Here is a 21,803-nt window from a genome sequence, read left to right on the forward strand (position 1 = left end):
GGGGATCGATGACCGACCTGCACCGGGATGCGGTGGTGGCGGATGCGCACAACGACCTGCTGATGCTGGTGGCGCGGAGGCCGAAGGCAGTGTGGGCGGAGTACTTCCGGGAGCGGTGGATCCCGCAGTTGCGCGAGGGCGGGATCGACGTCCAGGTGCTGCCGGTGTTCATCGACGACGAGTTCCGGCCAGAAGGCGCGCTGCGCGAGACGCTGCGGATGATCGAGGCCGCGCACCGCGTCGCCGAGGCGAACGCTGACGAGGTCGTCCTGTGTACGGCGCCCGGCGACCTCGCCAACCGGGGCAACCGGATCGCGCTGGTGCTCGCGCTCGAAGGCTGCCCGCAGATCGACAACGACCTCGAGCTGCTGCAGACCCTGCACCGGCTCGGCGTGCGGATGGTCTCGTTCACCCACTTCGGCCGCAGCGCGCTCGGCGACGGATCGGGTGAGGACGCCACCGGCAGCCGGCTCACCCACGCCGGGGTCGAGGCGGTCGGTCTGCTCGAGGAGCTCGGCGTACTGATCGACGTCTCGCACGTCGGCCGTGGCGGGGTGGAGCACATCCTCGAGCTGGCGACCAAGCCGGTCGTCGCCTCGCACTCCAGCGCGTTCGCCCTCCGCGAGCACCACCGCAACCTGACCGACGAGCAGCTCCGCGGGGTCGCCGCGACCGGCGGCGTCGTCTGCGTGAACTTCTTCGCCGGCTTCCTCACCGACGCCGAGAAGCCGACCGTCGAGCACCTGGCCGACCACCTCGAGTACGTCGTCGACGTCGCCGGCGAGGACCACGTCGGACTGGGCAGCGACTTCGTCGCCGAGGTGTTCGCGGAGAAGATCCCGGCCTGCGACCGGCCGGTGGTCATCCAGGGCCTGGACGCCGAGGTGTACGTGCCCGGCCTGGAAGGACCGGCCGGGATGCCGCTGGTCACCGAGGCCCTGCTCCGCCGCGGGATGCCGGAGACGACTATCCGCAAGGTCCTCGGCGCCAACCTGATCCGCGTCCTGTCGAAGGAGTGAGTCCGTGCAGACCTGGCTCGACGAGAATCTCGCCCGCCTGATCGGCAAGTACGACGTCCCGGCCGCATCGATCGCGGTCCTCGCCGACGGGGTGGTGAGCGAGGCGGCGGCCGGCGTGCTCAACCAGAACACCGGCGTCGAGGCGACCACCGACGCGATCTTCCAGGTCGGCTCGATCACCAAGCTGTGGACGACCACGCTGATCATGCAGCTGGTTGCCGAGGGCAAAGTCGAACTCGACCGGCCGGTGCGCGACTACCTGCCGGAGTTCAAGCTGGCCGACGAGGTCGCGTCCGCCGCCGTCACGCCGCGGCACCTGCTGACCCACACCGGCGGGTTCTCCGGTGACGCGTTCACGCCGACGTCGCGCGGCGACGACGGCGTCGAGCTGTACGTGCGCGACGTCGTACCCGGGCTCGTTCAGGAGGTCCCGCTCGGGGCCGGGTTCTCGTACAACAACGCCGGGTTCGTCATCCTCGGCCGGATCGCGGAGGTGCTGCGCGGAAAGCCGTACCACGAGCTGCTGCGGGAGCAGATCGCCGCACCGCTGGAGCTCACGCACGTGGCGACGATCCCGGACGAGGCGCTGCTGCACCGGGTCGCGCTCGGGCACATCTCGCCGACGCCTGGGGCGCCGCTGCAGGCGGCTCCGCAGTGGAGCCTCGTGCACGCGATGGCGCCGGCGGGGTCGTTGCTCGCGATGTCCGCCCGCGACCTGATCGCGTTCGGCCGGGGCTACCTGGATGCGACGCTGCTCGACCGGGCCGCCGTCGACAGCCTGTGGGAGCCGCAGGTCGACGTACCGCGGATCGGTGGGATGGCCGAGCAGTGGGGACTCGGCTGGGTGATTTTCGACGGCTCGCTCTACGGCCACGACGGCGGCACGATCGGTCAGTCCGCGTACTTCCGGCTGGTCCCGGACAAGGGCGTCGCGGTCGCGCTGCTCACCAACGGCGGCGACACCCCGGCCCTGTACGACGAGCTCGTCGGGCACGTGCTCCGTGAGACGACCGGCGTGGAGCTCCCGAAGCGGCCTGTCCCGCCGTCGGAGCCGGTCGAGATCTCGCCGGACCTCGTCACCGGCCGGTACGACGGAGTCCTGCTGCGCGTCACGGTCTCGGTCGAGGACGGCGAGCTCTGGGTGCTGGACGAGGCCGCGAGCGACGAGGCGAAGGTGCTGCTGCCCGAGCCGCGACGGACCCGGTTCGTGGCGCTCGACGAGTCCCGGCTGATCGCGGCCGAGCCGGAGCACGGAGTCCATGACGTGATCGCGTTCCGGGAACCGGTCGACGGCCGGGCGACGTACCTGTTCCGAGGCGGACGACTCACGCCCGTGGTGACTGACCGTAGTTACCGTCAGCTCGCCAAGGTCGTTGCCTAATCACCCTTTGTGATTGCGCTGCGCAACGAAAGTCACGGGTCGGAGTGGCCGCTATAACAGAATGCGTACGCGCGGTCGCCAATCGCTGAGACCGCAGCTATGGTGATTACGCGGGGGAACGGGGTAAGTACAGGGCGGTGAGGCTATGTCGTGGCAACTCTGGGTGGTGATCGCGCTGATCGCGGCCGGAGTCGTAATACTGGCCGTGACCAGGATGCGGCACGCGCAGCACGTGTTCGACGACATCACGCGGCCGGACAGCCCGACGGAGCGTAGCCGATCAGGTCCTTCCGGTGACGAGATCGCCCGCGCCCGGATCCGCTCGATGGACCGCCGGACCGAGCCGGAAGCGAGTCCCAGCCGCGGCCACGGCTGACCCCAGGCGACCCGCAGGCAGCCGATCAGTCCAGCAGGCCGTCGCGGCGGGCGACCGCCGCGGCCTCCGTCCGGGAGCGGACGCCGAGCTTGGCCAGGATGTTGGAGACGTGCACGCTGACCGTCTTCTCGCTGATGTACAACTCCCGCGCCAACTGGCGGTTGGTCCGCCCCTCGGCCAACAGCGCCAGCACCTCGGTCTCCCGCGACGTCAGGCTGCCCGCGCCGCCGCCGGACTCCACCCCGCCGATCTCGTCGAGCAGCGGCTTCGACCCCAGTTCCCGCCCGACCTCGGCGGCCAGCGCTGCCTGCTCGTTCGCCTCGGCCACCCGACCGGCCGCCCGCAGCGCGGCGGACAACCGCACCCGCGACCACGCCTGCTCGAAGGTGTAGCCGTACCCGAACGCGTCCACCGTCCGCTCCCAGACCGACACGTGTTCCTCCGGCGTCGGCGGGTCGATGCCGGCCAGCCACCGCAGCCGCTCCCACTCCGCCTCCAGCCGTGCCAGCCACGCCAGGCCTTCGGTGCCCATCAACCGCCCGGGCGGCAGCCCCTTCTCGGCCGTCGCATGCCCCGCCTCGAGCAGCGCCGCGCCCTTGGCCACCAACTCCTTCGCCGCGGACGGTTCACCGACGGCCCGATCGCACAACACCTGCAACCCGAGCGTCGAGAACCGGATCCGCGCCATGAACCACTCGGTCTGGAACACGTCAGCCAACAGCGCGGACACGTCGGCGATCAGCTTCTCCGCCTCGGCGTACTGGGCCAGCTGCCGGTAGGCGTCCACGGCCGGCTGCATGCCGATGATCGGCAGCATCACGTCGAGCCCCCACCACTTGCGCAGCCCCTCCATCTCCTCCGCGACCGAGGTGTCACCGCGTCCGCTCCGGACGGAGAACTCCAGCGACCGCATCGCCGCCGCCGATGCCTTCGGCGTCATCGAGTCGGTCCGGGCGGTCGCGGCCGCCTCGTCCCACTCGCCGAGGATGAACTGGGTCAGCCCGAGCAACCGCCGCGCGTCGAACCCGTACGCGGCCCACTGCCGGCCGAGCTCGGCAGCCCGCTTCATCGCGAAGGCCAGCGCCGACTTCGCGCTCTGCAGGTCGCCCTGCTCGTAGTGCGTCGACCCGAGCAGGAACCGGCTCCGGATCTCCGCCGCGGCGTCGCCCGCCAACTGCGCCCGTACGGCGGCCTCCTCCAGTTGACGTACGGCGCCGATCGGGTCACCGGCCCGCCGACGCAGCACGGCCAGGGTGATCCCGGCGTCGCCCATCGCGGACTCCTGACCGGCCTCACGGGCGATCTCCAGCGCCCGCAGCGCCCAGCGCTCGGCCTCCATCGGCCGCCCCAACGCGTCGGAGACCCGGGCGTAGAGCGAGGCGACGTGCGCCTTGAACACGCTGGCCGGCTCGTCGTTGACCAGCTTCAGCGCCTGCGAGATCGCCTCGTTGGCTTCCTGGTCCTGGTCGATGATCAATGCGATGTCGGCCAGCGGCAGAAGCAGCTGGGCGCGCTGCAGCTTCGGCGCGTCCGGGGGCAGCTCGGCGAGCGCCTTGCGGAGGAGCTTCACGGCCCGCAGGTGCTGCGAGGACAGGGTCGCGGCGGTCGCGGTCTGCACGATCAGCCAGATCTTGTCGACGGTGCTCTCGGGCGCCCGGTTCGGGAACAGCTCCAGGGCGAGCTCGTAGTGCTTCAGCGCTTCCTGCGGCGCGGCGACCGAGATGGCCTCCTCGCCGGCCCGGACCCGCGCGTCGAACGCCTCGGGCAGGTTGTGCGACCGCGTGGCGTGCCCGGCGAGCTCCGCCGCCGTCCCGGACACGGTCTGGTCCTTCAGCGCCTGCACGTACGCCGCGTGCTGCCGGACTCGCTCGCCTGGCAGCAGGTCGTCGTACACGGCCTCGGCCAGCAGGGCGTGGCGGAAGTAGTAGCGGTCGTTGGCCGGTACGTCGATGATGTGCGCGTCGATGAGCTCACGCAGCGCGAGGTCGAGCTCGCGCTCGGGCAGCCCGGCGACCGCGGTGAGCAGATCGTGGGGGACACGCCGACCGGCCACGGCGATCACCCGGGCCACTTGGCGGGCGTCGTCCGACAGTGGGTCGAGCCGGACCAGGAGGAGGTCGGCCAGGTCGGGTGGTACGGCCTCGCCGTCACCCATCGAGGCGGCGGCGACCAGCTCTTCGGTGAAGAACGCGTTCCCGCCGGCGCGGTCGAGGATGCGCCGTACTTCGGACTCCGGCAGCGGCTGAGTGAGCAGCGAGTTCAGCAGGGTGCGGGACTCGTCGGCGTCCAAGGGGAGCAGGTTGACCCGGCGAACGCGGGGGTTGCGGGACCACTCGGCGATCGGGCGGCGCAACGGGTGCCGCCGGTGCAGATCGTCGCTGCGGTACGAGACGACCAGGGTCAGCCGTTGCGCGGTCAGCCGGGTGATCAGGAAACCGATCAGGTCCCGGGTCGAGTCGTCGGCCCAGTGCGCGTCCTCGATGATCACCAGCAGCGGCTCGCTGGTCGACAGCGCCGTGAACGCACCCAGTACGGCGTCGAACAGGGCGGCCCGGTCCAACTGGCCCTCCTGCGGCACCGGCTGGGCGCCGAGCAGGCGGTGCGTGGGCAGCAGCCGGCCGATCGCCGGGAAGTTGGTGAGCACGCTCTCGACCAGGTCGGGCCGGTCGCCGGCCAGCCGGCCGAAGATCTCCGTGAAGGGCAGGTACGGCAGGCCGGCGTCGCCGAAGTCGGTGCAGTGCCCGACCAGGACGCCGAAACCGCGCTCGTGGGCGCCGGTGGCCACCTCGTCGAGCAGCCGGGTCTTGCCGACGCCGGCGTCACCGGACAGCAGGACGGCGCCGGCGCGACGCGTCCTGGCGTCGTCGACGGCGCTGAGCAGGGCGGCCATCTCGGCAGAGCGGCCGACGAGAGGTGTCGAAGTCCAGGGCACGTCGTCCATCTTCGCCCCTGGAGCCGACACAAATCGACGGCATCCCTGCCGATGCTCGCCACCGGCAACGAAAACGCCGTCCCTGACCGGTGATTTCAAGTCAGGAACGGCGGTCTCGGCGGTCATGCCGCGGTGGTGGGTCGGAGGGCCCGGCGAGCCTGCCGCGACTCAGAGCGCTGCGGCTGCTCGGTGCGCTCCCGGCGGGTGCTCTGCCGGAACTCGCGGGTGATCCGCTCCTGCCGGTAGGCGGTCTCCGCCTGAGCTGATTCCGGTGTCATGAACATGGACATGGTGTGCCTCCTCTCAAGCCTTCTTGCCGAACAGGTGCCGGCGGGTGCGGGTGGTCCGGGTCTTGCTGAAGTCGCGGCTCAGGCGCTCCCTGCGGTAGTCGACCTCTGCCTTGACCGAGTCGTTCGTGAACATTGGTTCCTCCTGGTTGTCACCGGCTCTCTGCCGATGCCCTAAATCTGCTCGTCTGAGGTGGTCCGGCACATCGGAACTCCTCCCTATCCGGGAGACCTGAGTGGCCTTAGGAGGTCCTAGGGGTGCCTAGTAGGTGCCTAGGGACTGGATTCCGGCTACATCGCGGGGCGGGCGCGGAGCTCGGGAGCGCAGGGCTCGGGAGCCTGCTGCTTCGGCTTGCGGCGGAACCAGAGCGGGCGCTGGAAGTCGCGCTTGACGCGGTCCTGGCGGTACTTGATCTCGGCCTGGATCGAGTCGGCGGAATACAGATACATGGTGTCCTCCGGGAGCTTGTCGATGGCATGACAGTGCTCCTGTGAGGTAGGCCGCCACATCGGCACAACTCCCTAGTGCGGCAGGCCCGAACGCCCTAGATGCCGAAGCTCAGGCTTAGCTCGAAGTGTGCGGGGTCCAGCAGGCTGTCGGCGTACTCGGCGAACCGGTCGTCGGCGGTCCAACTGGTCCGCTCGGAGTGCAGGAACCAGGTCCCCTCCGGGCGACTCAGGAGGCCGGCTTCGACGGGGTCCAGCGGGCGGCCGCGGAGTCGTTGCTCACAGTGGTCGAGGTGCAACCCGGCGCTGTGCAGCGTGGCCGCGATCGAGTCGTTCTCGAGCCCGCGTTCGGGCAGGTCGCGCAGCGTGTCCAGCGCGGGCAGGCGGCTGCGTTCGATCGAGATCGCCGCGCCGTCCACGAGCTGCCGTAGCCGCTCGATCACAATCACGTACGGCGACGGCAGTGCGAGCCGGCCGGCGAGTTCTGGGTCCTGCTCGAGCGCGATCTTCAGCGTTCGCATCCGGGTCTCGACGCCCTGCTCGGCGAGCGCGTGCGTCCACCCGAGCCGGCCGTCCAGCGGCCGCCCGTCGAACAGCACGAACGACCCCTTGCCGATCCGGGTCGTGATCAGCCCGTCCTCGGCCAGTACGGCGAGCGCCGAGCGGACCGTGTTCCGGCTGACCGCGAAGCGCCTGGCCAGCTCGACCTCACCGGGCAGTTGCGCGCCCCGCCGTACCAGGCCCGACCGGATCTCCCGGGCCAGCACGGCGGCGATGCGCTCGTGCTTCAGCGAGATCCCGGCCATCGGCGGCTCATCGGTTCAGGGCGCGGACTTGGTCGACGGTGACGATCTCCAGCATCGGCGAGTACAGCCGCATGATGTCGATCGCGTTCCGGTGGCTCACCTCGCCGGCGCCGGCACACGCGTCCTCGACCACCTGGACGTACACCCCGGCGTCGACCGCGGCCAGCGCCGTGGTCAGCACGCAGCAGTCGGTGGTCACCCCGGCCAGGACCAGGTGCCCACCTGGGCCGACCCGTTCGGCCAGCTCGGGTCCCCACGCGCCGAAGGTGGCCTTGTCCAGCGTCGGCGCACCCTTGAACTCGTCGACCAGTTGGTAGTCGTCCGCGTCGGGCGGCTGCAGCGCGAACGGGTAGAGCTCGTAGTACGTCACCCAGGAACCGACTGGTTTCTCGGGCGCGACGAACCGGGTGAAGACCACATTCGGCGACAGGGCCTCGACCAGCCGCTTGGTGGGCTTCAGCACCCGCTGGAAGTCCGGCGCGGCCCACGCCGACGCCGGGTCGGCGAAGATCTTCTGCAGGTCGATCAGCGCGAGCGCCGGCGCCATCAGACCGTGCTCTCCTGCTTACGTACGGCGGACATCCCGCCGGCCAGCTGGACCACGAAGCCGGCCACCAGGGCGAACAGCACACCCAGGTTCGCGAACGCCCAATCGCCTTCCTTGCCACCCAGGCCGAACGGCTCGAGCAGGTATCCCTGCCAGGTCAGCCAGGACGCCAGCGTGTTCGTGACCAGGCCCCAGCCGATGCCGGTGGCAACGACCATGGTGATCACGGGCAGCCAGCGCACGTCGCCGTACCGGCCGCGGCGGTCGAACAGGTCGGCCTCGGCGTAGTCGCGGCGGCGGGACGCGATGTCGGCGAGCATGATCCCGCACCAGGCCGCGACCGGGACGCCGAGCGTGATCAGGAAGCCCTGGAACTCGCCGAGGAACTCGTCGCCGTAGAAGACCACGTAGATGGTGCCGGCGATCATCACCACGCCGTCGATGAACGCGGCGACGTACCTGGGTGCGGGCAGGCCGATCGACAGCAGGGCCAGGCCGGACGAGTAGATGTCGAGGACAGCGCCGCCGACCAGCCCGAGGACGGCGACGATCACGAACGGCACCAGGAACCAGGTCGGCAACGCCTCGGCGAGCGCACCGATCGGGTCGGCGGCGATCGCCTCGCTCAGGTCCGCCGACGAGCCGGCCAGCAGCAGACCGAAGCCGAACAGGATCAGCGGCGCGACCGAGGCTCCGAACGTGGTCCAGCCGACCACGCCGGCGCCGGACGAGTCGCGCGGCAGGTAGCGGGAGTAGTCCGCGGCCAGGTTCACCCAGCCGAGGCCGAAGCCGGTCATCAGGAACACCAGCGCGCCGATCAGTTGCTGGCTCGAGCCGCTCGGCAGGTCGGACACCGTGGTCCAGCTGATCTGGTCGGCGACCAGGATGATGTAGACGATCGTGAGAACGCCGGTGACGACGGTGATCAGAGTCTGGGCCCGCATGATCAGGTCGAACCCGAGCACCCCGCAGGCGACGATCAGGACGCCGACCACGATCAGCGCGACCACCTTCGTCACGGTGCCGCCGCCCCAGCCGAGGCGCTCGAACACCGTCGCGGTGGCGAGTGTCGCGAGGATGGTCAGCACGGTCTCCCAGCCGACGGTCAGCAGCCACGACACCAGCGACGGCAGTTTGTTGCCCCGGACCCCGAATGCGGCCCGGCTGAGCACCATCGTCGGGGCCGAACCGCGCTTGCCGGCCAGCGAGACCAGCCCGCAGAGCAGGAACGAGAACACGATGCCGACAACGCCGGCCACCAGCGCCTGCCAGAACGAGATGCCGAAGCCGAGCGCGAACGCGCCGTAGCTCAGCCCGAGCACCGAGACGTTCGCCCCGAACCAGGGCCAGAACAGCTGGCTGGGCCGGCCCTTGCGCTCCTCGTCCGCGATCACGTTCAGCCCGTTGCTCTCCACCGCGAGCGCCCGCGACTCCGGTCCCCGCACCTCAAGCTGGTCGGCCATGCCGTCTCCCACTCGAAACGAACCTGTTCAGTCCTGTTCAATCACGGTAGGACCGCGCTTGCCGACCGGTCAACGGGGTTTGCGGGCGATCCGCGCCCGGGCGCACTAGGCTGTCGGCATGGCCCAGACCGACCTGCCGTTGCCGACCGTGCGGCCGGACGTGGGTGCGCTGGCCAAGCTCGCGCCCGAGCCGGTCCGGTACCTGCTGAACTGGGGCCGCAAGTACTCCCTCTGGGTGTTCAACTTCGGCCTCGCCTGCTGCGCGATCGAGTTCATCGCCGCGTCGATGGGCCGGCACGACTTCATCCGGCTCGGCGTGATCCCGTTCGCGCCCGGGCCGCGGCAGGCGGACCTGATGGTGGTCTCCGGCACCGTCACGGACAAGATGGCGCCGGCCATCAAGCGGCTCTACGACCAGATGCCGGAGCCGAAGTACGTGATCTCGTTCGGTTCCTGCTCGAACTCCGGCGGCCCGTACTGGGACTCGTACTGCGTGACCAAGGGCGTCGACCAGATCATCCCGGTCGACGTGTACGTGCCCGGCTGCCCGCCGCGGCCGGAGGCATTGCTGCAGGGCATCCTCAAGCTGCAGGAGAAGATCGCCGGCGAGAGCATGCCGAGCCGGTACGACGAGCCGTCCGCGGCGGCGCTGACCCGCGGCCTGGTGACGCCTTGAGTGCCGATGCCTTGGACTCGCTGACCGGCGCCGGGATCGCCGCGACCCAGGCGGACAGCTTCGGCCCGACGGCGATCGACGTACCGGCGGAGTCGTGGGTGGCGGCGCACGAGGTGTTGCGGGACGCGGTCGGGCTGACGTTCTTCGACTTCCTGACCGCGAGCGACGAGCTCACCGACGGCTTCCGGGTCGTGTCGCACCTGGCCGACTTCTGGGGCGGGGCGCACGTCGACCACGTGCTGGTGCGGACCCTGGTCCCGCGGGACAACCCGACCCTCGCCTCCTTGTCCGACCTGTACGCCGGGGCCAACTGGCACGAGCGTGAGACGCACGAGATGTTCGGCATCACGTTCACCGACCACCCGAACCTGGTCCCGCTCCTGCTGCCTGACGGCTTCGAGGGCAACCCGCTCCGCAAGGAGTTCGTCCTCGCCTCCCGCGTCGCCAAGCCGTGGCCCGGCGCGAAGGAACCCGGCGAGTCCGACCACGCCCCAGCCCACGGCGCCCCGAGCCGCCGTCGCACCTTGCCCCCCGGCGTCCCCGACCCCGACACCTGGGGCCCCCGCCCACCCGGCTCCCCCGACCCCGATCCACTGGCCCCGGCCCAAGCAGCGTCCACCCCAGCGCGCCCACGCCGAGCCGGCGGCGAGCGCCGTACTCGCAAACAGGCTGAAGCACCGCCGCCGGCCGATCAACCGGCCACCGACCCCGAGGCGTGATCGCAGGTCAGCAGAGGACGTCAGGCCTGAGCGAGTCGCTCAGTTGGCTGTCCGGTGAGGTTGGCGATGAGTTCGAAATCCTTGTCCACGTGAAGTAGGACCAAGCCGGTATGCTCCGCCGTGGCGGCGATCAGCAGGTCCGCCAGTGACGGTGCTCGATGCTGGCCGGCGGACGCGAGTTGCGACTGTACGACGACAGCGCGCCGCTCGATCGCGGGCGTCGCGTTCTCGACCCGCATCGCGGCGATGGACGGCTGATGCAGGAGCGATCGGTGCTCGTCCGCGGATCGCGCAGAGAAGCCGAGCTCAAGCAAGGTCACGGTGGTGATATGGACCAGGCCCCGGTTGATTCGATTGGCCCAGTCGTCTCGGTCCGGGGCCGTGTTGAGGCGCACCACGGCCGACTTGTCGATCAGCCAGCGGCGGGAGTCAGCGGTCGGTGTCACGACCAGGCCTGAGCCATGACGTCCGGGTCCTCCACATCGCGGGCCAGTTCCGCCAAGCGGTCCAGATCGGCGACGGTCACGACAACCGCTGAGCGAGCGGCCTCTTGGCTGAGCTGCCGGCGCAGATACTCGCTCCTGGACAAACCCTGACTGGCCGCTCGATGGTCGATCACCGCGAGCACGTCGTCAGGTACGTCGCGAATCAGTACGTCGCTCATACGCAACTCCTCTCGCTCGATATCCGATGATATCACCGCCGAAACTCGGCTGCGTGCTCCTCGGTCCACTGCGCGAAGGTGAGGGCGGGGCGGCCGGTGAGCTGGGCGACTGTGGTTGTCGCGGGCTCGGGGTTGTCGACGAGGGACGCCCAGTAGCTGATGGCGGAGTCGGCTAGGGCTGGGTCGGCGCCTTGGTCGAGCATGGCTTGGCGGGCGGCTGCGGCGGAGAGCTCCTCGACTCGCATGTCCTTGCCGATGGCTCGTGCGATGGTTTGGACCTGTTCGGCTTGGGTGAGGACCTCGGGGCCGGTGATTTCGTAGGTCTGCCCGATGTGGTGGTCGCTGAGCAGGCTGAGTACGGCGACCGCGGCGATGTCCCGCTCGTGGATCAGGGAACGACCGGCAAGCGGCGACGGCAGTCGTACGACGTCGCCGTTCCGGAACTCGTCCGCCCACGTCTGCGCGTTCACCGCGAACCCGCCCGGCCGGACGAACGTCCAGTCCTTGCCCGCCTTGCGCAGCAGCCCCTCGACGTCGCCCCACATGCCACCGAACGCCGCGTTCAACGACGACAGGAACGCCACGCGCTGCGGGAGTTCGGCGACGATCGGCTCGGCTCCGTCGGCGCTGTACGACGGCCACAGCAGGAAGGCAGCGTCCGCGCCGGCCGCGGCACGCCGTACTGCTTCTGGCTCGTAGATGTCGCCTTGGATGAGTTCGACGTCCGGCGGGAGGTTTGCGGCTTCCGGCGTACGGACGAGGGCTCGGACGGTCGCGCCGGCAGCGAGCAGGCCGGCGACGACATGGCGGCCGACGCGGCCGGTGGCTCCTGTGACGAGAGTGTTGGTCATGTGCACAGCCTTTGACCTGAACGTTGGTTGAGGTCAAGCCGGACTCGGTAGGGTGCCGTCATGGTCGAGTTCGTGGTGCGGGTGGTCGGCGTCGTCGTCGCCTTCCTGGTGGCGCCCTTGCTGGTCGGTCAGGCCGAGCACAAGGTGATGGCGCACATGCAGTCGCGGCTCGGCCCGATGTACGCGGGCGCCTTCCACGGCTGGGCGCAGCTGGTCGCGGACGGCGTGAAGTTCGTGCAGAAGGAGAGCGTGGTCCCGGCCGCCGCGGACCGGCGGGTGTTCGAGTGGGCCCCGATCGTCGCGATCCTGCCGTACCTGGCCGCGATCGCCGCCATCCCGCTGGCGCCCGGCATCGTCGGCGCGGACCTCGACTCCGGGCTGTTCTTCGTGCTCGCCGTGATGAGCATCGGCGTCCTCGGCTCGCTGATGGCGGGCTGGGGCAGCGGCAACAAGTACAGCCTGCTCGGCGGGCTGCGGGTCGCCGCCCAGCTGATGAGCTACGAGCTGCCGTTCGTCCTCTCCGCGGCGAGTGTCGCGGTCGCGGCCGGCTCGCTCAGCCTGACCGGCATCGCGGAGGCGTGGAACCCGTGGTGGCTGCTCTGGCAGCTGCCCGGCCTGATCGTGTTCTTCATCGCCGGTCTGGCCGAGCTCCAGCGGCCGCCGTTCGACATGCCGGTCGCCGACTCCGAGGTGATCTTCGGCCCGTACACCGAGTACACCGGCCTGCGGTTCGCGATGTTCCTGCTCGCCGAGTACGCCGGCATCGTCATCCTGGCCGGCCTGACCACGGTGCTGTTCCTCGGCGGCTGGAGCGGGCCGGGCCCGGACTCGATCGGCTGGATCTGGTCGATCCTGAAGATCGCGTTCGTGTCGGTGGTGGTGATCTGGGTGCGCGTCTCGTTCCCGCGGCTGCGCGCCGACCAGCTCCAGAAGCTCGCCTGGCAGGGCCTCGTGCCGGTGGCGCTCCTCCAACTCGCGCTCACCGGCATCGGGGTCACCATCTTCTAAGGAGTGGCCAGCGCTTCGGTTGGCGACAACCGGGAAGCGCGGATTGCTGGGTAGAGGCCGGCCAGGCCGCCGATCACCAGGGTGGCGGCGATTCCGCCGGCCAGGGCCCAGAGGGGGATCACCGTGAGCCAGTTCTGGTACGACGCATAGCCCGCGCTGACCGCGGATCCGAGCAAGGCCCCGCCAACTCCGCCGAGTGCTGACAACAGCAGCGACTCGGTCAGGAACTGGGTCCGGATCTGGCCCCGGGTCGCGCCGAGCGATCGCCGCAGCCCGATCTCCGCCCGGCGCTCGAGGACCGAGATCACCATGATGTTCGCGACCCCGACCCCGCCGACGAGCAGCGCGACCGCGCCGAGCCCGAGCAGCAGCCCGGTGAACGCCTCACCCGCGGCCTGCTTCGCGGCGAGTGCGTCCGACGGACGCGAGACGTCGACCTCGTTCGGCGCCTCCGGGTTGGCCGTTGCCCCGAGCACCGACCGTACCGACTCCACCTGCGCGTCGTCCGACCTGGTGTAGATGGTCGTCGGGTGCCCGTCGAAGTCCAGCGCGGTGTCCGCGGCCGGCCAGCCCATCAGCGCGGCGCTGTCCAGCTCGGGAGCCAGCGCGGCCGGCTCGAGGATCCCGAGCACCGTGAACCACTTGTTGCCGATCAGCACCTGGGTGTCCGGGGTCGCCTTCGTGATGCCCAGCCGCTCGGCGGCGCTCGCCCCGAGCACGGTCGCCGGGTAGCGGCCGGTCGCCGCGTCGAGCCACTTGCCACTCCGGACCGTGGCACCGATCGTGTCGAGCAGGTTGGTCCGGGCGGCGTACGCGATGATGCCGTTGGTCTCGACGTCCGGGATCTTGTCGCTGCGGTAAACCGGTACGTCGTCGACTCGTCCGACCGCCGACTGCGCCTGGATCGGGCGGATCCGGCCGACCATCGCCTCCGCGGTCAGCGGGAGCTGGGCCTGCTCACCGGTCAGCCGGGTGCCTGGCGCGACCGTCAGCAGGTTGGTGCCCAGGGCATCGAGCTGGTTGTCGAGCTCGGCCCGGGACGACGACGAGATGCCGACCACCGCGACCATCGCTGCAATCCCGATCGCGATCCCCAGCGCGGACAGGAAGGCCCGCATCGGCCGGGTCCGCAACCCGACCGCCCCGACCCGGACGACGTCCCGCGGCCACAGCTTCGCCGGTTTCAGCTCCGAACTCATGTGTGCACCTCCTCGATGATCCGGCCGTCCCGCATCCGGACCTGGCGGGGCAGCGACGCAGCGATGTCCCGGTCGTGCGTGATGATGACGACCGTCGTACCGCTTGTGTGCAGATCGCGGAGCAGTTGCATCACCCCGGCGCCGGAGGCCGAGTCCAGCGCTCCGGTCGGCTCGTCGGCCAGCAGTACGGCGGGTTCGCCGGCTACCGCCCGCGCCACGGCGACCCGTTGCCGCTCACCGCCGGAGAGCTCATGCGGTTCGTGGTCCATCCGGTGGCCGAGGCCGACCCGCTCCAACGCTGCCGCCGCGCGCTTCCGCCGTACCGACGGGCGGAGTCCGGAGTAGAGGAGCCCGTCGGCCACGTTGTCCAGGGCGCGTACGCCGGACGCGAGGTGGAACTGCTGGAAGACGAAGCCGATCCGGGTCGCCCGCAGCGCGGACAGACCCGAGTCGGACAACCGCGCCACGTCGTACCGGTCGATCCGGACCGTGCCGGAGGACGGCCGGTCCAGCGTGCCGAGGACGTTGAGCATCGTCGACTTGCCCGAGCCGGACGGCCCGACGATTGCGACCAGCTCGCCGCGGTCGATCCGCAGACTGACCCCGCCGAGCGCCGCGACCCCGCCCGGGTACACCTTGGTGACGTCGGTCAGCTCGATCAATTCGGGATCCCCACCACGGTGCCGGCCTTGATCCCGGCGCCGCTGATCTCGACCTGGCCGTTCGCGAACAGCCCGGTCTTGACCGGCACGTACTTCGACGCCGTGCCGTCGGTGACCTCGACGCCGAAGCCGCCTTCGCGCAGCGCGACCAGGGCGGCCACCGGGACGGTCAGCACGTTCTTGCGCTCGGACGCGGTGAACGTGACGTCGACCGAGGCCAGCGCCCAGGCCGCCACCGCCTTCTGGTTGTCGACGGCAACGATCACTTCGACCTTGGTCTCCGGGTCCTTGTCCTGGCTCTCGGCCGGGATGATCACCGTCGACACCTTCTCCACCCGGCCCGGCACGACCTTGCCGTCGGGCAGGGTGATGTCGACCTTCGACTTCGGTTTCGCCAGGCGTTGGTCCGCGGCGTCGAGCTGGACCGTGACGGCCTTCGTGGTGCCGGTGTAGGTGAGGACGTTCTGGTTCGGGCCGAGCGGCGCGCCCTCCTGGGCCGCCACGCTGTCCACCCGGATGTGCCCTGGTGCGAACAGCACACTGCCGAGCTCGACGACGCCGGTCTCGTCCAGCCCGAGGTCCTCCTGCCACTCCTCGACGGCCTCGGCCGTGGCGTCGGTGTACTCGTCGTCGACCGTGAAACCGGTGTAGCCCATCGCACTGAGGTTCTGCTCGAGCTGCAGCACGTCCTGCCCTTCGCTGCCGTCGAGCAGGCGCCGGTAGGCCGGCAGAGCGCCGTACAGGAGTGTCGTGGGCTTGTTGTCCACGCTGTAGACGGTCTCGCCGCGTTTCAGCTCCTGCCCACTGTCCGGTACGGCGGTGATCGTTCCGGCGGTCCGGTTGACCGCGGCGGACGTCGTACCGAAGCCCAGCTCACCGTCGGACGTCTCGGTGTCCTTCAGGGTCTGCTGGGTCACCTTGGTGGTGTTGACGGGGAGTGCGACGGCAGCCTGGTCCACTGCCTGGCTGGTGTCGCCCCGGTTCACCAGAAAGGCACTCGCTGCCCCTCCGGCGGCCAGGACGACCACAGCGGTCAGTGCTCGGCGCATCACTTACCCGCCAGGATGCTCTGGCAGGCGTCCTGCGCCTTCTGGAAGTCGGGGTCGTCGGCGACGCCCGGGCCGATCATGATGCCGCGCTGGCCGGGCTTCGGGTCCGGGAACTTCTCCACGCCGTTCTCCCGCATGCAGACGGCGTACTTGCGGCCGTTCTCCTCCTGCTGCGCGTTCGGTCCGGCCTGGCCCTGCGGGTTGAACTCCTTGCACGCCTCCATCGCCTGCTGGACCTTCTCCTGCGTGACACCGGAGTTCCGGTCGAACTTCAGCATCGGGCCCTTGCCCGGCTCGGGGTCCGGCACGTTCAGGCCCTGCTCGCGCAGGCACTGGGTGAACTTGATCGCCATCTCGTCCCGGCTCAGGCTCGGCGTGCTGCTCGGCGCGGTCGCCTGAGCCTGGGCCCCGGTGCCGGACGCCACCTGGTTGTCGGGCTCCTCCGAGCCGCAGCCGGTCAGCAGTACGACGGCCGCCAGCGCGGCAGCGGCCAGAGTGGTCTTGCGCATCACACATCTCCTCGGTGTCGGTTCTGGCCGCCCAGCCTTCGCCGTGAGGCGTTTCCCCGCCGTTTCCGAGGGCGATAACACCGAGGAAACACGCGCATCGGGGATCATGGGAGGCGTGCGTGTGCTGGTGGTCGAGGACGAACCGTTGCTGGCGGCAGCGATCGCGGAGTGGTTGCGCGACGACTCACATGCCGTCGACCTCGCCGGCGACGGCGGTGCCGCGCTGGAACGGCTGACGGTGAACGAGTACGACGTACTCGTCCTGGACCGCGACATCCCGGTCGTCCACGGCGACGAGGTGTGCCGCCGGCTGGTGGAGTCCGGGTCGGCCACGCGGGTGCTGATGCTGACCGCGGCGGCTGCGGTCACGGACCGGGTCTTCGGGCTTGGGCTGGGTGCGGACGACTACCTGACGAAGCCGTTCGCGTTCGCCGAGCTGGCGGCTCGGGTGCTCGCGTTGGGGCGGCGCAGTCGGCCGGCTGATCCGCCCGTACTGCGTCGTGCCGGAGTGACTCTGGATCCGGCGCGGCACGAGGTGTTCCGGGACGGTCGGTACGTACCGCTGTCGAAGAAGGAGTTCGCCGTACTGGCGGAACTGCTGCGAGCCGACGGCGCGACCGTCTCGGCCGAACAACTGCTGGAGAAGGCATGGGACGAGCACGTGGATCCGTTCACCGGGGCGGTTCGGCTGACCATCCTGAAGCTACGACGGAAGCTGGGGGAGCCGGGACTGGTGGAGACCGTCACCGGCGTTGGCTACCGCATCCCGTGAAGCGGCTGACGCTGCGGGGCCGGCTGACGCTGATCTACGGCGGTCTGTTCCTGGTCGCTGGGGTGCTGCTGCTTGGGGTGACCTACCTGCTGTTCAGCAACAACCTCACCGGGGGCTATCGGGTGCTGGTGCAGGGGACGTATCACGGCTCGCCCTCACCGGGAGCGACGCCTAAACCGCCCAACCAGCTCTTCGTGCTGAACAAGGACGGTGACACGCTGACCGGACCGGCGGCGGAGAAGGTCATCCAGGAGCAGCGGGAACAGGTACGGCGGGCCGCGACCAAGTCCCTGTTCACCCAGGGGAGCATCGCGCTCGTCGTGGTCGGCGGACTGGCCGCCGGCTTCGGTTGGCTGGTCGCCGGACGCGTGCTGGCGCCGCTGCACCGGGTCACCGACACCGCACGACGCATCGCCGCGTCACCAGCCGCCCTGCACGAGCGGATCGCGCTCCGCGGGCCCGACGACGAGGTGAAGAACCTGGCCGACGCCTTCGACACCATGGTCGAGCGGCTGGACCACTCCTTCGACGGCCAACGCCGGTTCGTCGCCAACGCCTCCCACGAGCTGCGTACGCCGCTCACCCTCGGGCGTGCCCTGGTCGAGGTGGCGATGCACCGCCGTACGGCGTCCGCGGACGTGAAGGAACTGGGCGAGAGCCTGCTCACGATCAACGCCCGGCACGAGCAACTCATCGACGGGCTGCTGATCCTGGCAGACTCCGAGAAGCAACTCACCACCGTCTACCCGGTCAACCTCGGCGACATCGTCACCCACGTCGCCGGCCAACTGTCCGCCGAGGCGTCAGCTTGTGGCGTCGACCTGATCCGCGGCCCCGGCGACGCCCCGACCCGCGGCGACGCCCTGCTGCTCGAACGGTTGGTCCACAACCTCGTGGAGAACGGCATCCGCCACAACACGGACCGCCAGGCCATCACAACCGAGTCTCCGCCGGACGACCGCTGGGTCCGCGTCGTCAGCAAGACGGTCGGCGACCACGCCCAGGTCACCGTCACCAACACCGGCCCCGACATCCCGCCGTACGAGGTCGAATCCCTCTTCAAACCCTTCTATCGCCTGGGCACCGAACGCCTGGTCGGCGGCAAAGGCGCCGGCCTAGGCCTCTCAATCGTCCGCTCCGTCGCCGAAGCCCACCACGGAACCGTAACCGCCACCCCCCGCCAAGGCGGCGGCCTGGAAATCACCGTCTCCCTGCCCGCCGACCCGACCTGAGCCTGGAGCGGTAATGGCTTCCCGTCGGTTCCTGCGCGGGGTCAGGATCTGGCGGATCTGCGGGGGCGGGTGGATGGTGAAGTCAGCAAGTGTTGCGAACGCGGCGCTCGCCGGGCGGCGCGGGCTCATTCGGGGAGGGAATGGGTATGGACGCAATGTCGAACGACTTCGGGCAGGTTCTGCTGTGGAGCTTCTGGTTCTTCATCTGGATCGCCGCGATCATGGTGTGGTTCCGGTGCCTGTGGGACCTGTTCAGCGACCGCTCGCTGAGCGGCTGGGCGAAGGCGGGCTGGGCGATCCTGCTCATCTTCGTTCCGTGGCTGGGGGCACTGATCTACCTCATCGTCCGGGGCCGGAGCATGAACGAGCGGCAGATGTCGGCGGCGGCCCAGCAACAGGCCTATCAGGAGAAGTACATCAAGCAGGTCGCCGGCAGTTCCAAGGGCCCGGCCGAGCAGATCGCCGACGCCAAACAACTGCTCGATTCCGGAACCATCACGCAGGAGGAGTACGACGCCCTGAAGGCGAAGGCGCTTGCCTGATTCGACCCGGATTCACGACCCCGAAGGCCGGGACCTGATGGTCCGGGCCTTTGTTCGGCGCGGTGGCAGGATGGTGGCTGTCGAGATGGCGGCCCCGCGTTCGTGTAGGTGGTGACAGCACTCTCATCGGGAGGTTCGGATGAATCAGTACCTGCTCAGCATCTACCAGCCCGACGGCGCGCCGCCCTCGGACGACTTTCTCGAGCCGATCATGCGTGAGCTGAACGCGTTGAACGAGGAGATGCAGGCGGCCGGCGTCTGGGTGTTCGCGGCCGGGTTGCATCCGCCGGAGACCGCGACCGTGTTGAAGGCGTCAGGCGACGAGGTGCTGGTGACCGACGGGCCGTTCACCGAGGGGAAGGAGCATCTGGGCGGTTTCACCGTGATCGAGGTCGAGGACCTGGACGCGGCGCTCAGCTGGGGACGGCGGCTGGCTCAGGTGCTGACGAATCTGTCCGTCGAGGTCCGGCCGTTCGTGACGTGACCGTCGACATCGCGGGGGTGTTCCGGGCCGAGCACGGGCGGGCGGTCGCCGTACTGACGCGCGTGTTCGGCGACCTGGAGATCGCGGAGGACGCGGTCCAGGACGCGTTCGCGACGGCGGTGGAGAAGTGGCCGGCCGACGGCGTACCGCCGAGTCCGGCCGGATGGATCATCACAACCGCCCGCAACCGTGCGATCGACCGGCTGCGGCGCGAGTCGGTGCGGGAGGACAAGCACGCCCAGGCGGCGCTGCTGCACGCCGAGAACGAGCTCGTGGAGGAGGGCGCCGTGCACGACGACCGCCTCCGGCTGATCTTCACCTGCTGCCACCCGGCGCTCGCTCTCAACGTCCGGGTCGCCCTCACGCTGCGGATGCTCGGCGGCCTGACCACGGCTGAGATCGCCCATGCGTTCCTGGTGCCGGAGCCGACGATGGCGCAGCGCCTGGTCCGCGCCAAGGCGAAGATCCGCGCGGCCGGCATCCCGTACCGCGTCCCGTACGAGGCCGACCTCCCCGAACGCGTCCGCGGCGTCCTCGCCGTCGTCTACCTGATCTTCAACGAGGGGTACGCCGCCTCGGCCGGCGAAACCCTCGTCCGCGACGACCTCTGCACCGAGGCGATCCGCCTCGGCCGCCTCCTGGTCGAGCTCATGCCCGACGAACCGGAGGCCGTCGGCCTACTGGCCCTGATGCTCCTCCAAGCCTCCCGCCGCCCCGCCCGGGTCGCTGTTGACGGCTCCCTCATCCGCCTGTCCGACCAGGACCGCCGGCTCTGGGACCGTCTGTTGATAGCTGAAGGCCACGAGCTGGTACGGCGCTGCCTCCGCCGAAACCAGCCCGGCCCGTACCAGCTCCAGGCCGCGATCAACGCCGTACACACTGACGCCCCAACCGCCGCGGCCACCGACTGGGCCCAGATCCTCCAGCTCTACGACCACCTGCTCATCCTCGAGCCCACCCCCGTCGTAGCCCTCAACCGAGCCGTCGCAGTAGCCGAAGTCCACGGCCCCGCCGAAGCCCTCACCCTGATCGACGACCTGGACCTAGGCGCCTACTACCTCTTCCACGCCATCCGAGCCGACCTCCTGCTCCGCCTGAACCGCCCAGCCGAAGCCCGCACCGCCTACGAGGCAGCCCTAGCCCTCACCACAAACCAAGCCGAACAGACCTTCCTCCGCACCCGCCTGGGGAACATCTAACCCACGCGTGCTGCGCCGGCCGACGTGGCAGCGCGCAGGGCGCGCGTGGGTGAGACGCCACAGGTGGTGGGGTGGGGGTTGAGTAGGGTCGGGTGGTGTTTGAGTTGGTTTGTGAGGTGGAGCCGCCGACGCGGCCGGATTTGAAGAAGGTGCGGCATCAGATCGGGGTGATGAGTCCGATCGCGGATGCGTTTCTGATCCCGGACAACCACATCGGGCGGGCGACCGTGTCGAGTGTGGCGGTGGCCAACGAGGTGCAGGCGATGGGGTCGCGGGGGATTGCCTGCCTGAACTCGCGAGACCGGAATCTGCTCGGGTTCCGGCGGGATCTGCTGACGGCGGCGGCGTACGGCGTGGAGCAGTTCCTGTTCGTGCACGGGGACGACCCGGCCGAGGGGGCGCGGACGAGCCAGTTGACCGTGCGGACGATGATCGAGCAGGCGCGGGACACGTCGTACCCGGGCTGCAACCCGTTCCAGGTCGGGGCCGCGACCCGGCTGCGGGCGGTGCCGCGGTGGAAGGCGGAGGCGGACTTCCTGTACGTGCAGGTCAGCTACGACCTGGACGAGCTGCTGCGGTGGCGGGACAGCGTCGAGCTGAACATCCCCGTGTACGCCGGGGTGATGGTGCTCGCGAGCGCCAAGATGGCCCACAACCTGGCGGCCCTGCCGCAGCTCAGCATCCCGGAGCGGCTGGTCGAGGCGGTGGACCGGGATCGGGACGCCGGCGTGGACCACGCCTGTGAGCTGATCCTGAAGATCCGTGACTCAGGGGCCTTCGACGGCGTTCACCTGATACCGGTCAGCCGCTACCGCCAGGTCGCCGCCCGTCTCGAGCGCGAACTCTGACCCTGCGGGTCGCACCGGATCGGGCCGGAACCGACTAGTGTCCTGCTAACAGGGTCCTACTGACGGGAGGAGGAGGCGTGGGTGTACCTGGCAAGGGGTTGATCGAGGGGCTGAAGGTCACGGCCAAGACA

25 protein-coding genes are annotated in these 21,803 nt (G+C 69.8%); 12 read left to right on the forward strand and 13 right to left on the reverse strand.

Translation table 11 applies throughout. From position 1 onward, the window contains the following. The first annotated feature begins 8 nt into the window (after nucleotides 1–8). The 3 genes from ACIBL3_RS12835 (at nucleotide 9) to ACIBL3_RS12845 (ending at nucleotide 2,776) form a co-directional block, all read left to right on the forward strand. Nucleotides 9–1,019 (forward strand): dipeptidase, encoded by a 1,011-nt coding sequence (locus ACIBL3_RS12835; RefSeq protein WP_396353468.1) that lies wholly within the window; start codon nucleotides 9–11, stop codon nucleotides 1,017–1,019. 4 nt (nucleotides 1,020–1,023) lie between these two features. Further along, on the forward strand, nucleotides 1,024–2,400 hold the full coding sequence (locus ACIBL3_RS12840) for a serine hydrolase domain-containing protein (RefSeq protein WP_396353469.1): 1,377 nt from the start codon (nucleotides 1,024–1,026) through the stop codon (nucleotides 2,398–2,400). A gap of 145 nt (nucleotides 2,401–2,545) precedes the next feature. Beyond that, complete coding sequence (locus ACIBL3_RS12845; RefSeq protein ID WP_396353470.1) at nucleotides 2,546–2,776, forward strand: hypothetical protein; 231 nt, start codon at nucleotides 2,546–2,548, stop codon at nucleotides 2,774–2,776. Between the two features lie 25 nt (nucleotides 2,777–2,801). On the opposite strand, the gene ACIBL3_RS12850 is transcribed toward ACIBL3_RS12845, so the two are convergent. The 6 genes from ACIBL3_RS12850 to ACIBL3_RS12875 all read right to left on the reverse strand — a co-directional run bounded on the left by ACIBL3_RS12850 (nucleotide 2,802) and on the right by ACIBL3_RS12875 (nucleotide 9,258). Then, the gene (locus ACIBL3_RS12850) at nucleotides 2,802–5,717 is read right to left on the reverse strand and encodes an AAA family ATPase (protein ID WP_396353471.1); all 2,916 of its coding nucleotides are present in this window, start codon (nucleotides 5,715–5,717) and stop codon (nucleotides 2,802–2,804) included. 113 nt (nucleotides 5,718–5,830) lie between these two features. Then, complete coding sequence (locus ACIBL3_RS12855) at nucleotides 5,831–5,998, reverse strand: hypothetical protein (protein ID WP_396353472.1); 168 nt, start codon at nucleotides 5,996–5,998, stop codon at nucleotides 5,831–5,833. A gap of 288 nt (nucleotides 5,999–6,286) precedes the next feature. Beyond that, nucleotides 6,287–6,445: a hypothetical protein gene (locus ACIBL3_RS12860; protein WP_396353473.1), complete on the reverse strand. Its 159-nt coding sequence runs from the start codon at nucleotides 6,443–6,445 to the stop codon at nucleotides 6,287–6,289. Nucleotides 6,446–6,540: 95 nt separating this feature from the next. Continuing rightward, nucleotides 6,541–7,248, reverse strand: coding sequence for a GntR family transcriptional regulator (locus tag ACIBL3_RS12865; protein ID WP_396353474.1), 708 nt, complete (start codon nucleotides 7,246–7,248; stop codon nucleotides 6,541–6,543). 7 nt (nucleotides 7,249–7,255) lie between these two features. After that, nucleotides 7,256–7,795, reverse strand: coding sequence for a cysteine hydrolase family protein (locus ACIBL3_RS12870; RefSeq protein ID WP_396353475.1), 540 nt, complete (start codon nucleotides 7,793–7,795; stop codon nucleotides 7,256–7,258). Further along, the gene (locus ACIBL3_RS12875) at nucleotides 7,795–9,258 is read right to left on the reverse strand and encodes a purine-cytosine permease family protein (RefSeq protein WP_396353476.1); all 1,464 of its coding nucleotides are present in this window, start codon (nucleotides 9,256–9,258) and stop codon (nucleotides 7,795–7,797) included. The genes ACIBL3_RS12870 and ACIBL3_RS12875 overlap by 1 nt, the downstream gene beginning before the upstream one ends. 118 nt (nucleotides 9,259–9,376) lie before the next feature. On the opposite strand from ACIBL3_RS12875, the gene ACIBL3_RS12880 reads away from it, so the two are divergent. Continuing rightward, nucleotides 9,377–9,934, forward strand: a complete 558-nt coding sequence (locus tag ACIBL3_RS12880) for an NADH-quinone oxidoreductase subunit B (protein WP_396353477.1) — start codon at nucleotides 9,377–9,379, stop codon at nucleotides 9,932–9,934. Beyond that, nucleotides 9,931–10,653: an NADH-quinone oxidoreductase subunit C gene (locus ACIBL3_RS12885; protein WP_396353478.1), complete on the forward strand. Its 723-nt coding sequence runs from the start codon at nucleotides 9,931–9,933 to the stop codon at nucleotides 10,651–10,653. Before ACIBL3_RS12880 ends, ACIBL3_RS12885 begins: the two co-directional genes overlap by 4 nt. A 20-nt stretch (nucleotides 10,654–10,673) precedes the next feature. On the opposite strand, the gene ACIBL3_RS12890 is transcribed toward ACIBL3_RS12885, so the two are convergent. From ACIBL3_RS12890 to ACIBL3_RS12900, 3 genes are read right to left on the reverse strand one after another with little or no spacing between them, the layout of a single operon-like run. Beyond that, nucleotides 10,674–11,099 (reverse strand): PIN domain nuclease, encoded by a 426-nt coding sequence (locus ACIBL3_RS12890; RefSeq protein WP_396353479.1) that lies wholly within the window; start codon nucleotides 11,097–11,099, stop codon nucleotides 10,674–10,676. Further along, complete coding sequence (locus ACIBL3_RS12895; RefSeq protein WP_396353480.1) at nucleotides 11,096–11,317, reverse strand: ribbon-helix-helix protein, CopG family; 222 nt, start codon at nucleotides 11,315–11,317, stop codon at nucleotides 11,096–11,098. The genes ACIBL3_RS12890 and ACIBL3_RS12895 overlap by 4 nt, the downstream gene beginning before the upstream one ends. Before the next feature lie 32 nt (nucleotides 11,318–11,349). Continuing rightward, nucleotides 11,350–12,168 carry an SDR family oxidoreductase gene (locus ACIBL3_RS12900; RefSeq protein WP_396353481.1) on the reverse strand — a complete coding sequence of 273 codons (819 nt, stop codon included), beginning with the start codon at nucleotides 12,166–12,168 and terminating at the stop codon, nucleotides 11,350–11,352. Between the two features lie 60 nt (nucleotides 12,169–12,228). On the opposite strand from ACIBL3_RS12900, the gene ACIBL3_RS12905 reads away from it, so the two are divergent. Further along, a complete protein-coding gene (locus tag ACIBL3_RS12905; RefSeq protein WP_396353482.1) occupies nucleotides 12,229–13,176 on the forward strand; it encodes an NADH-quinone oxidoreductase subunit H in 948 nt (315 codons plus the stop codon). Here ACIBL3_RS12905 and ACIBL3_RS12910 read toward each other — a convergent pair. The 4 genes from ACIBL3_RS12910 to ACIBL3_RS12925 are packed head-to-tail and all read right to left on the reverse strand — an operon-like array spanning nucleotide 13,173 to nucleotide 16,595. Further along, complete coding sequence (locus ACIBL3_RS12910) at nucleotides 13,173–14,375, reverse strand: ABC transporter permease (RefSeq protein WP_396353483.1); 1,203 nt, start codon at nucleotides 14,373–14,375, stop codon at nucleotides 13,173–13,175. The genes ACIBL3_RS12905 and ACIBL3_RS12910 overlap by 4 nt on opposite strands. After that, entirely contained in the window at nucleotides 14,372–15,037 is a 666-nt protein-coding gene (locus tag ACIBL3_RS12915) for an ABC transporter ATP-binding protein (RefSeq protein WP_396353484.1), read from the reverse strand. The genes ACIBL3_RS12910 and ACIBL3_RS12915 overlap by 4 nt, the downstream gene beginning before the upstream one ends. Then, nucleotides 15,034–16,086, reverse strand: a complete 1,053-nt coding sequence (locus ACIBL3_RS12920) for a peptidoglycan-binding protein (RefSeq protein WP_396353485.1) — start codon at nucleotides 16,084–16,086, stop codon at nucleotides 15,034–15,036. The genes ACIBL3_RS12915 and ACIBL3_RS12920 overlap by 4 nt, the downstream gene beginning before the upstream one ends. Next, nucleotides 16,086–16,595 (reverse strand): hypothetical protein, encoded by a 510-nt coding sequence (locus tag ACIBL3_RS12925; protein ID WP_396353486.1) that lies wholly within the window; start codon nucleotides 16,593–16,595, stop codon nucleotides 16,086–16,088. The genes ACIBL3_RS12920 and ACIBL3_RS12925 overlap by 1 nt, the downstream gene beginning before the upstream one ends. Nucleotides 16,596–16,710: 115 nt before the next feature. Here ACIBL3_RS12925 and ACIBL3_RS12930 point away from each other — a divergent pair, with 115 nt between their 5' ends. The 6 genes from ACIBL3_RS12930 (at nucleotide 16,711) to ACIBL3_RS12955 (ending at nucleotide 21,672) form a co-directional block, all read left to right on the forward strand. Then, nucleotides 16,711–17,367 (forward strand): response regulator transcription factor, encoded by a 657-nt coding sequence (locus tag ACIBL3_RS12930; protein WP_396353487.1) that lies wholly within the window; start codon nucleotides 16,711–16,713, stop codon nucleotides 17,365–17,367. Then, nucleotides 17,364–18,599: a sensor histidine kinase gene (locus ACIBL3_RS12935; protein WP_396353488.1), complete on the forward strand. Its 1,236-nt coding sequence runs from the start codon at nucleotides 17,364–17,366 to the stop codon at nucleotides 18,597–18,599. The genes ACIBL3_RS12930 and ACIBL3_RS12935 overlap by 4 nt, the downstream gene beginning before the upstream one ends. Nucleotides 18,600–18,745: 146 nt before the next feature. Beyond that, nucleotides 18,746–19,141 (forward strand): SHOCT domain-containing protein, encoded by a 396-nt coding sequence (locus ACIBL3_RS12940; protein WP_396353489.1) that lies wholly within the window; start codon nucleotides 18,746–18,748, stop codon nucleotides 19,139–19,141. Between the two features lie 139 nt (nucleotides 19,142–19,280). Continuing rightward, the gene (locus tag ACIBL3_RS12945; RefSeq protein WP_396353490.1) at nucleotides 19,281–19,625 is read left to right on the forward strand and encodes a YciI family protein; all 345 of its coding nucleotides are present in this window, start codon (nucleotides 19,281–19,283) and stop codon (nucleotides 19,623–19,625) included. Then, a complete protein-coding gene (locus ACIBL3_RS12950) occupies nucleotides 19,622–20,824 on the forward strand; it encodes an RNA polymerase sigma factor (RefSeq protein WP_396353491.1) in 1,203 nt (400 codons plus the stop codon). The genes ACIBL3_RS12945 and ACIBL3_RS12950 overlap by 4 nt, the downstream gene beginning before the upstream one ends. A gap of 95 nt (nucleotides 20,825–20,919) precedes the next feature. After that, a complete protein-coding gene (locus ACIBL3_RS12955) occupies nucleotides 20,920–21,672 on the forward strand; it encodes a methylenetetrahydrofolate reductase (RefSeq protein WP_396353492.1) in 753 nt (250 codons plus the stop codon). Nucleotides 21,673–21,803: the final 131 nt, after the last annotated feature.

This window comes from Kribbella sp. NPDC050124, from assembly GCF_044460355.1.
Lineage (GTDB): Bacteria > Actinomycetota > Actinomycetes > Propionibacteriales > Kribbellaceae > Kribbella.

Bases quoted from the DNA above. Each gene is read 5' to 3' on its own strand.
- ACIBL3_RS12835 (WP_396353468.1), top strand. From the start codon at position 9: ATGACCGACCTGCACCGGGATGCGGTGGTGGCGGATGCGCACAACGAC.
- ACIBL3_RS12845 (WP_396353470.1), top strand. From the start codon at position 2,546: ATGTCGTGGCAACTCTGGGTGGTGATCGCGCTGATCGCGGCCGGAGTC.
- ACIBL3_RS12850 (WP_396353471.1), bottom strand. From the start codon at position 5,717: ATGGACGACGTGCCCTGGACTTCGACACCTCTCGTCGGCCGCTCTGCC.
- ACIBL3_RS12855 (WP_396353472.1), bottom strand. From the start codon at position 5,998: ATGTCCATGTTCATGACACCGGAATCAGCTCAGGCGGAGACCGCCTAC.
- ACIBL3_RS12860 (WP_396353473.1), bottom strand. From the start codon at position 6,445: ATGTATCTGTATTCCGCCGACTCGATCCAGGCCGAGATCAAGTACCGC.
- ACIBL3_RS12865 (WP_396353474.1), bottom strand. From the start codon at position 7,248: ATGGCCGGGATCTCGCTGAAGCACGAGCGCATCGCCGCCGTGCTGGCC.
- ACIBL3_RS12870 (WP_396353475.1), bottom strand. From the start codon at position 7,795: ATGGCGCCGGCGCTCGCGCTGATCGACCTGCAGAAGATCTTCGCCGAC.
- ACIBL3_RS12875 (WP_396353476.1), bottom strand. From the start codon at position 9,258: ATGGCCGACCAGCTTGAGGTGCGGGGACCGGAGTCGCGGGCGCTCGCG.
- ACIBL3_RS12880 (WP_396353477.1), top strand. From the start codon at position 9,377: ATGGCCCAGACCGACCTGCCGTTGCCGACCGTGCGGCCGGACGTGGGT.
- ACIBL3_RS12895 (WP_396353480.1), bottom strand. From the start codon at position 11,317: ATGAGCGACGTACTGATTCGCGACGTACCTGACGACGTGCTCGCGGTG.
- ACIBL3_RS12900 (WP_396353481.1), bottom strand. From the start codon at position 12,168: ATGACCAACACTCTCGTCACAGGAGCCACCGGCCGCGTCGGCCGCCAT.
- ACIBL3_RS12905 (WP_396353482.1), top strand. From the start codon at position 12,229: ATGGTCGAGTTCGTGGTGCGGGTGGTCGGCGTCGTCGTCGCCTTCCTG.
- ACIBL3_RS12910 (WP_396353483.1), bottom strand. From the start codon at position 14,375: ATGAGTTCGGAGCTGAAACCGGCGAAGCTGTGGCCGCGGGACGTCGTC.
- ACIBL3_RS12920 (WP_396353485.1), bottom strand. From the start codon at position 16,086: ATGCGCCGAGCACTGACCGCTGTGGTCGTCCTGGCCGCCGGAGGGGCA.
- ACIBL3_RS12925 (WP_396353486.1), bottom strand. From the start codon at position 16,595: ATGCGCAAGACCACTCTGGCCGCTGCCGCGCTGGCGGCCGTCGTACTG.
- ACIBL3_RS12940 (WP_396353489.1), top strand. From the start codon at position 18,746: ATGGACGCAATGTCGAACGACTTCGGGCAGGTTCTGCTGTGGAGCTTC.
- ACIBL3_RS12945 (WP_396353490.1), top strand. From the start codon at position 19,281: ATGAATCAGTACCTGCTCAGCATCTACCAGCCCGACGGCGCGCCGCCC.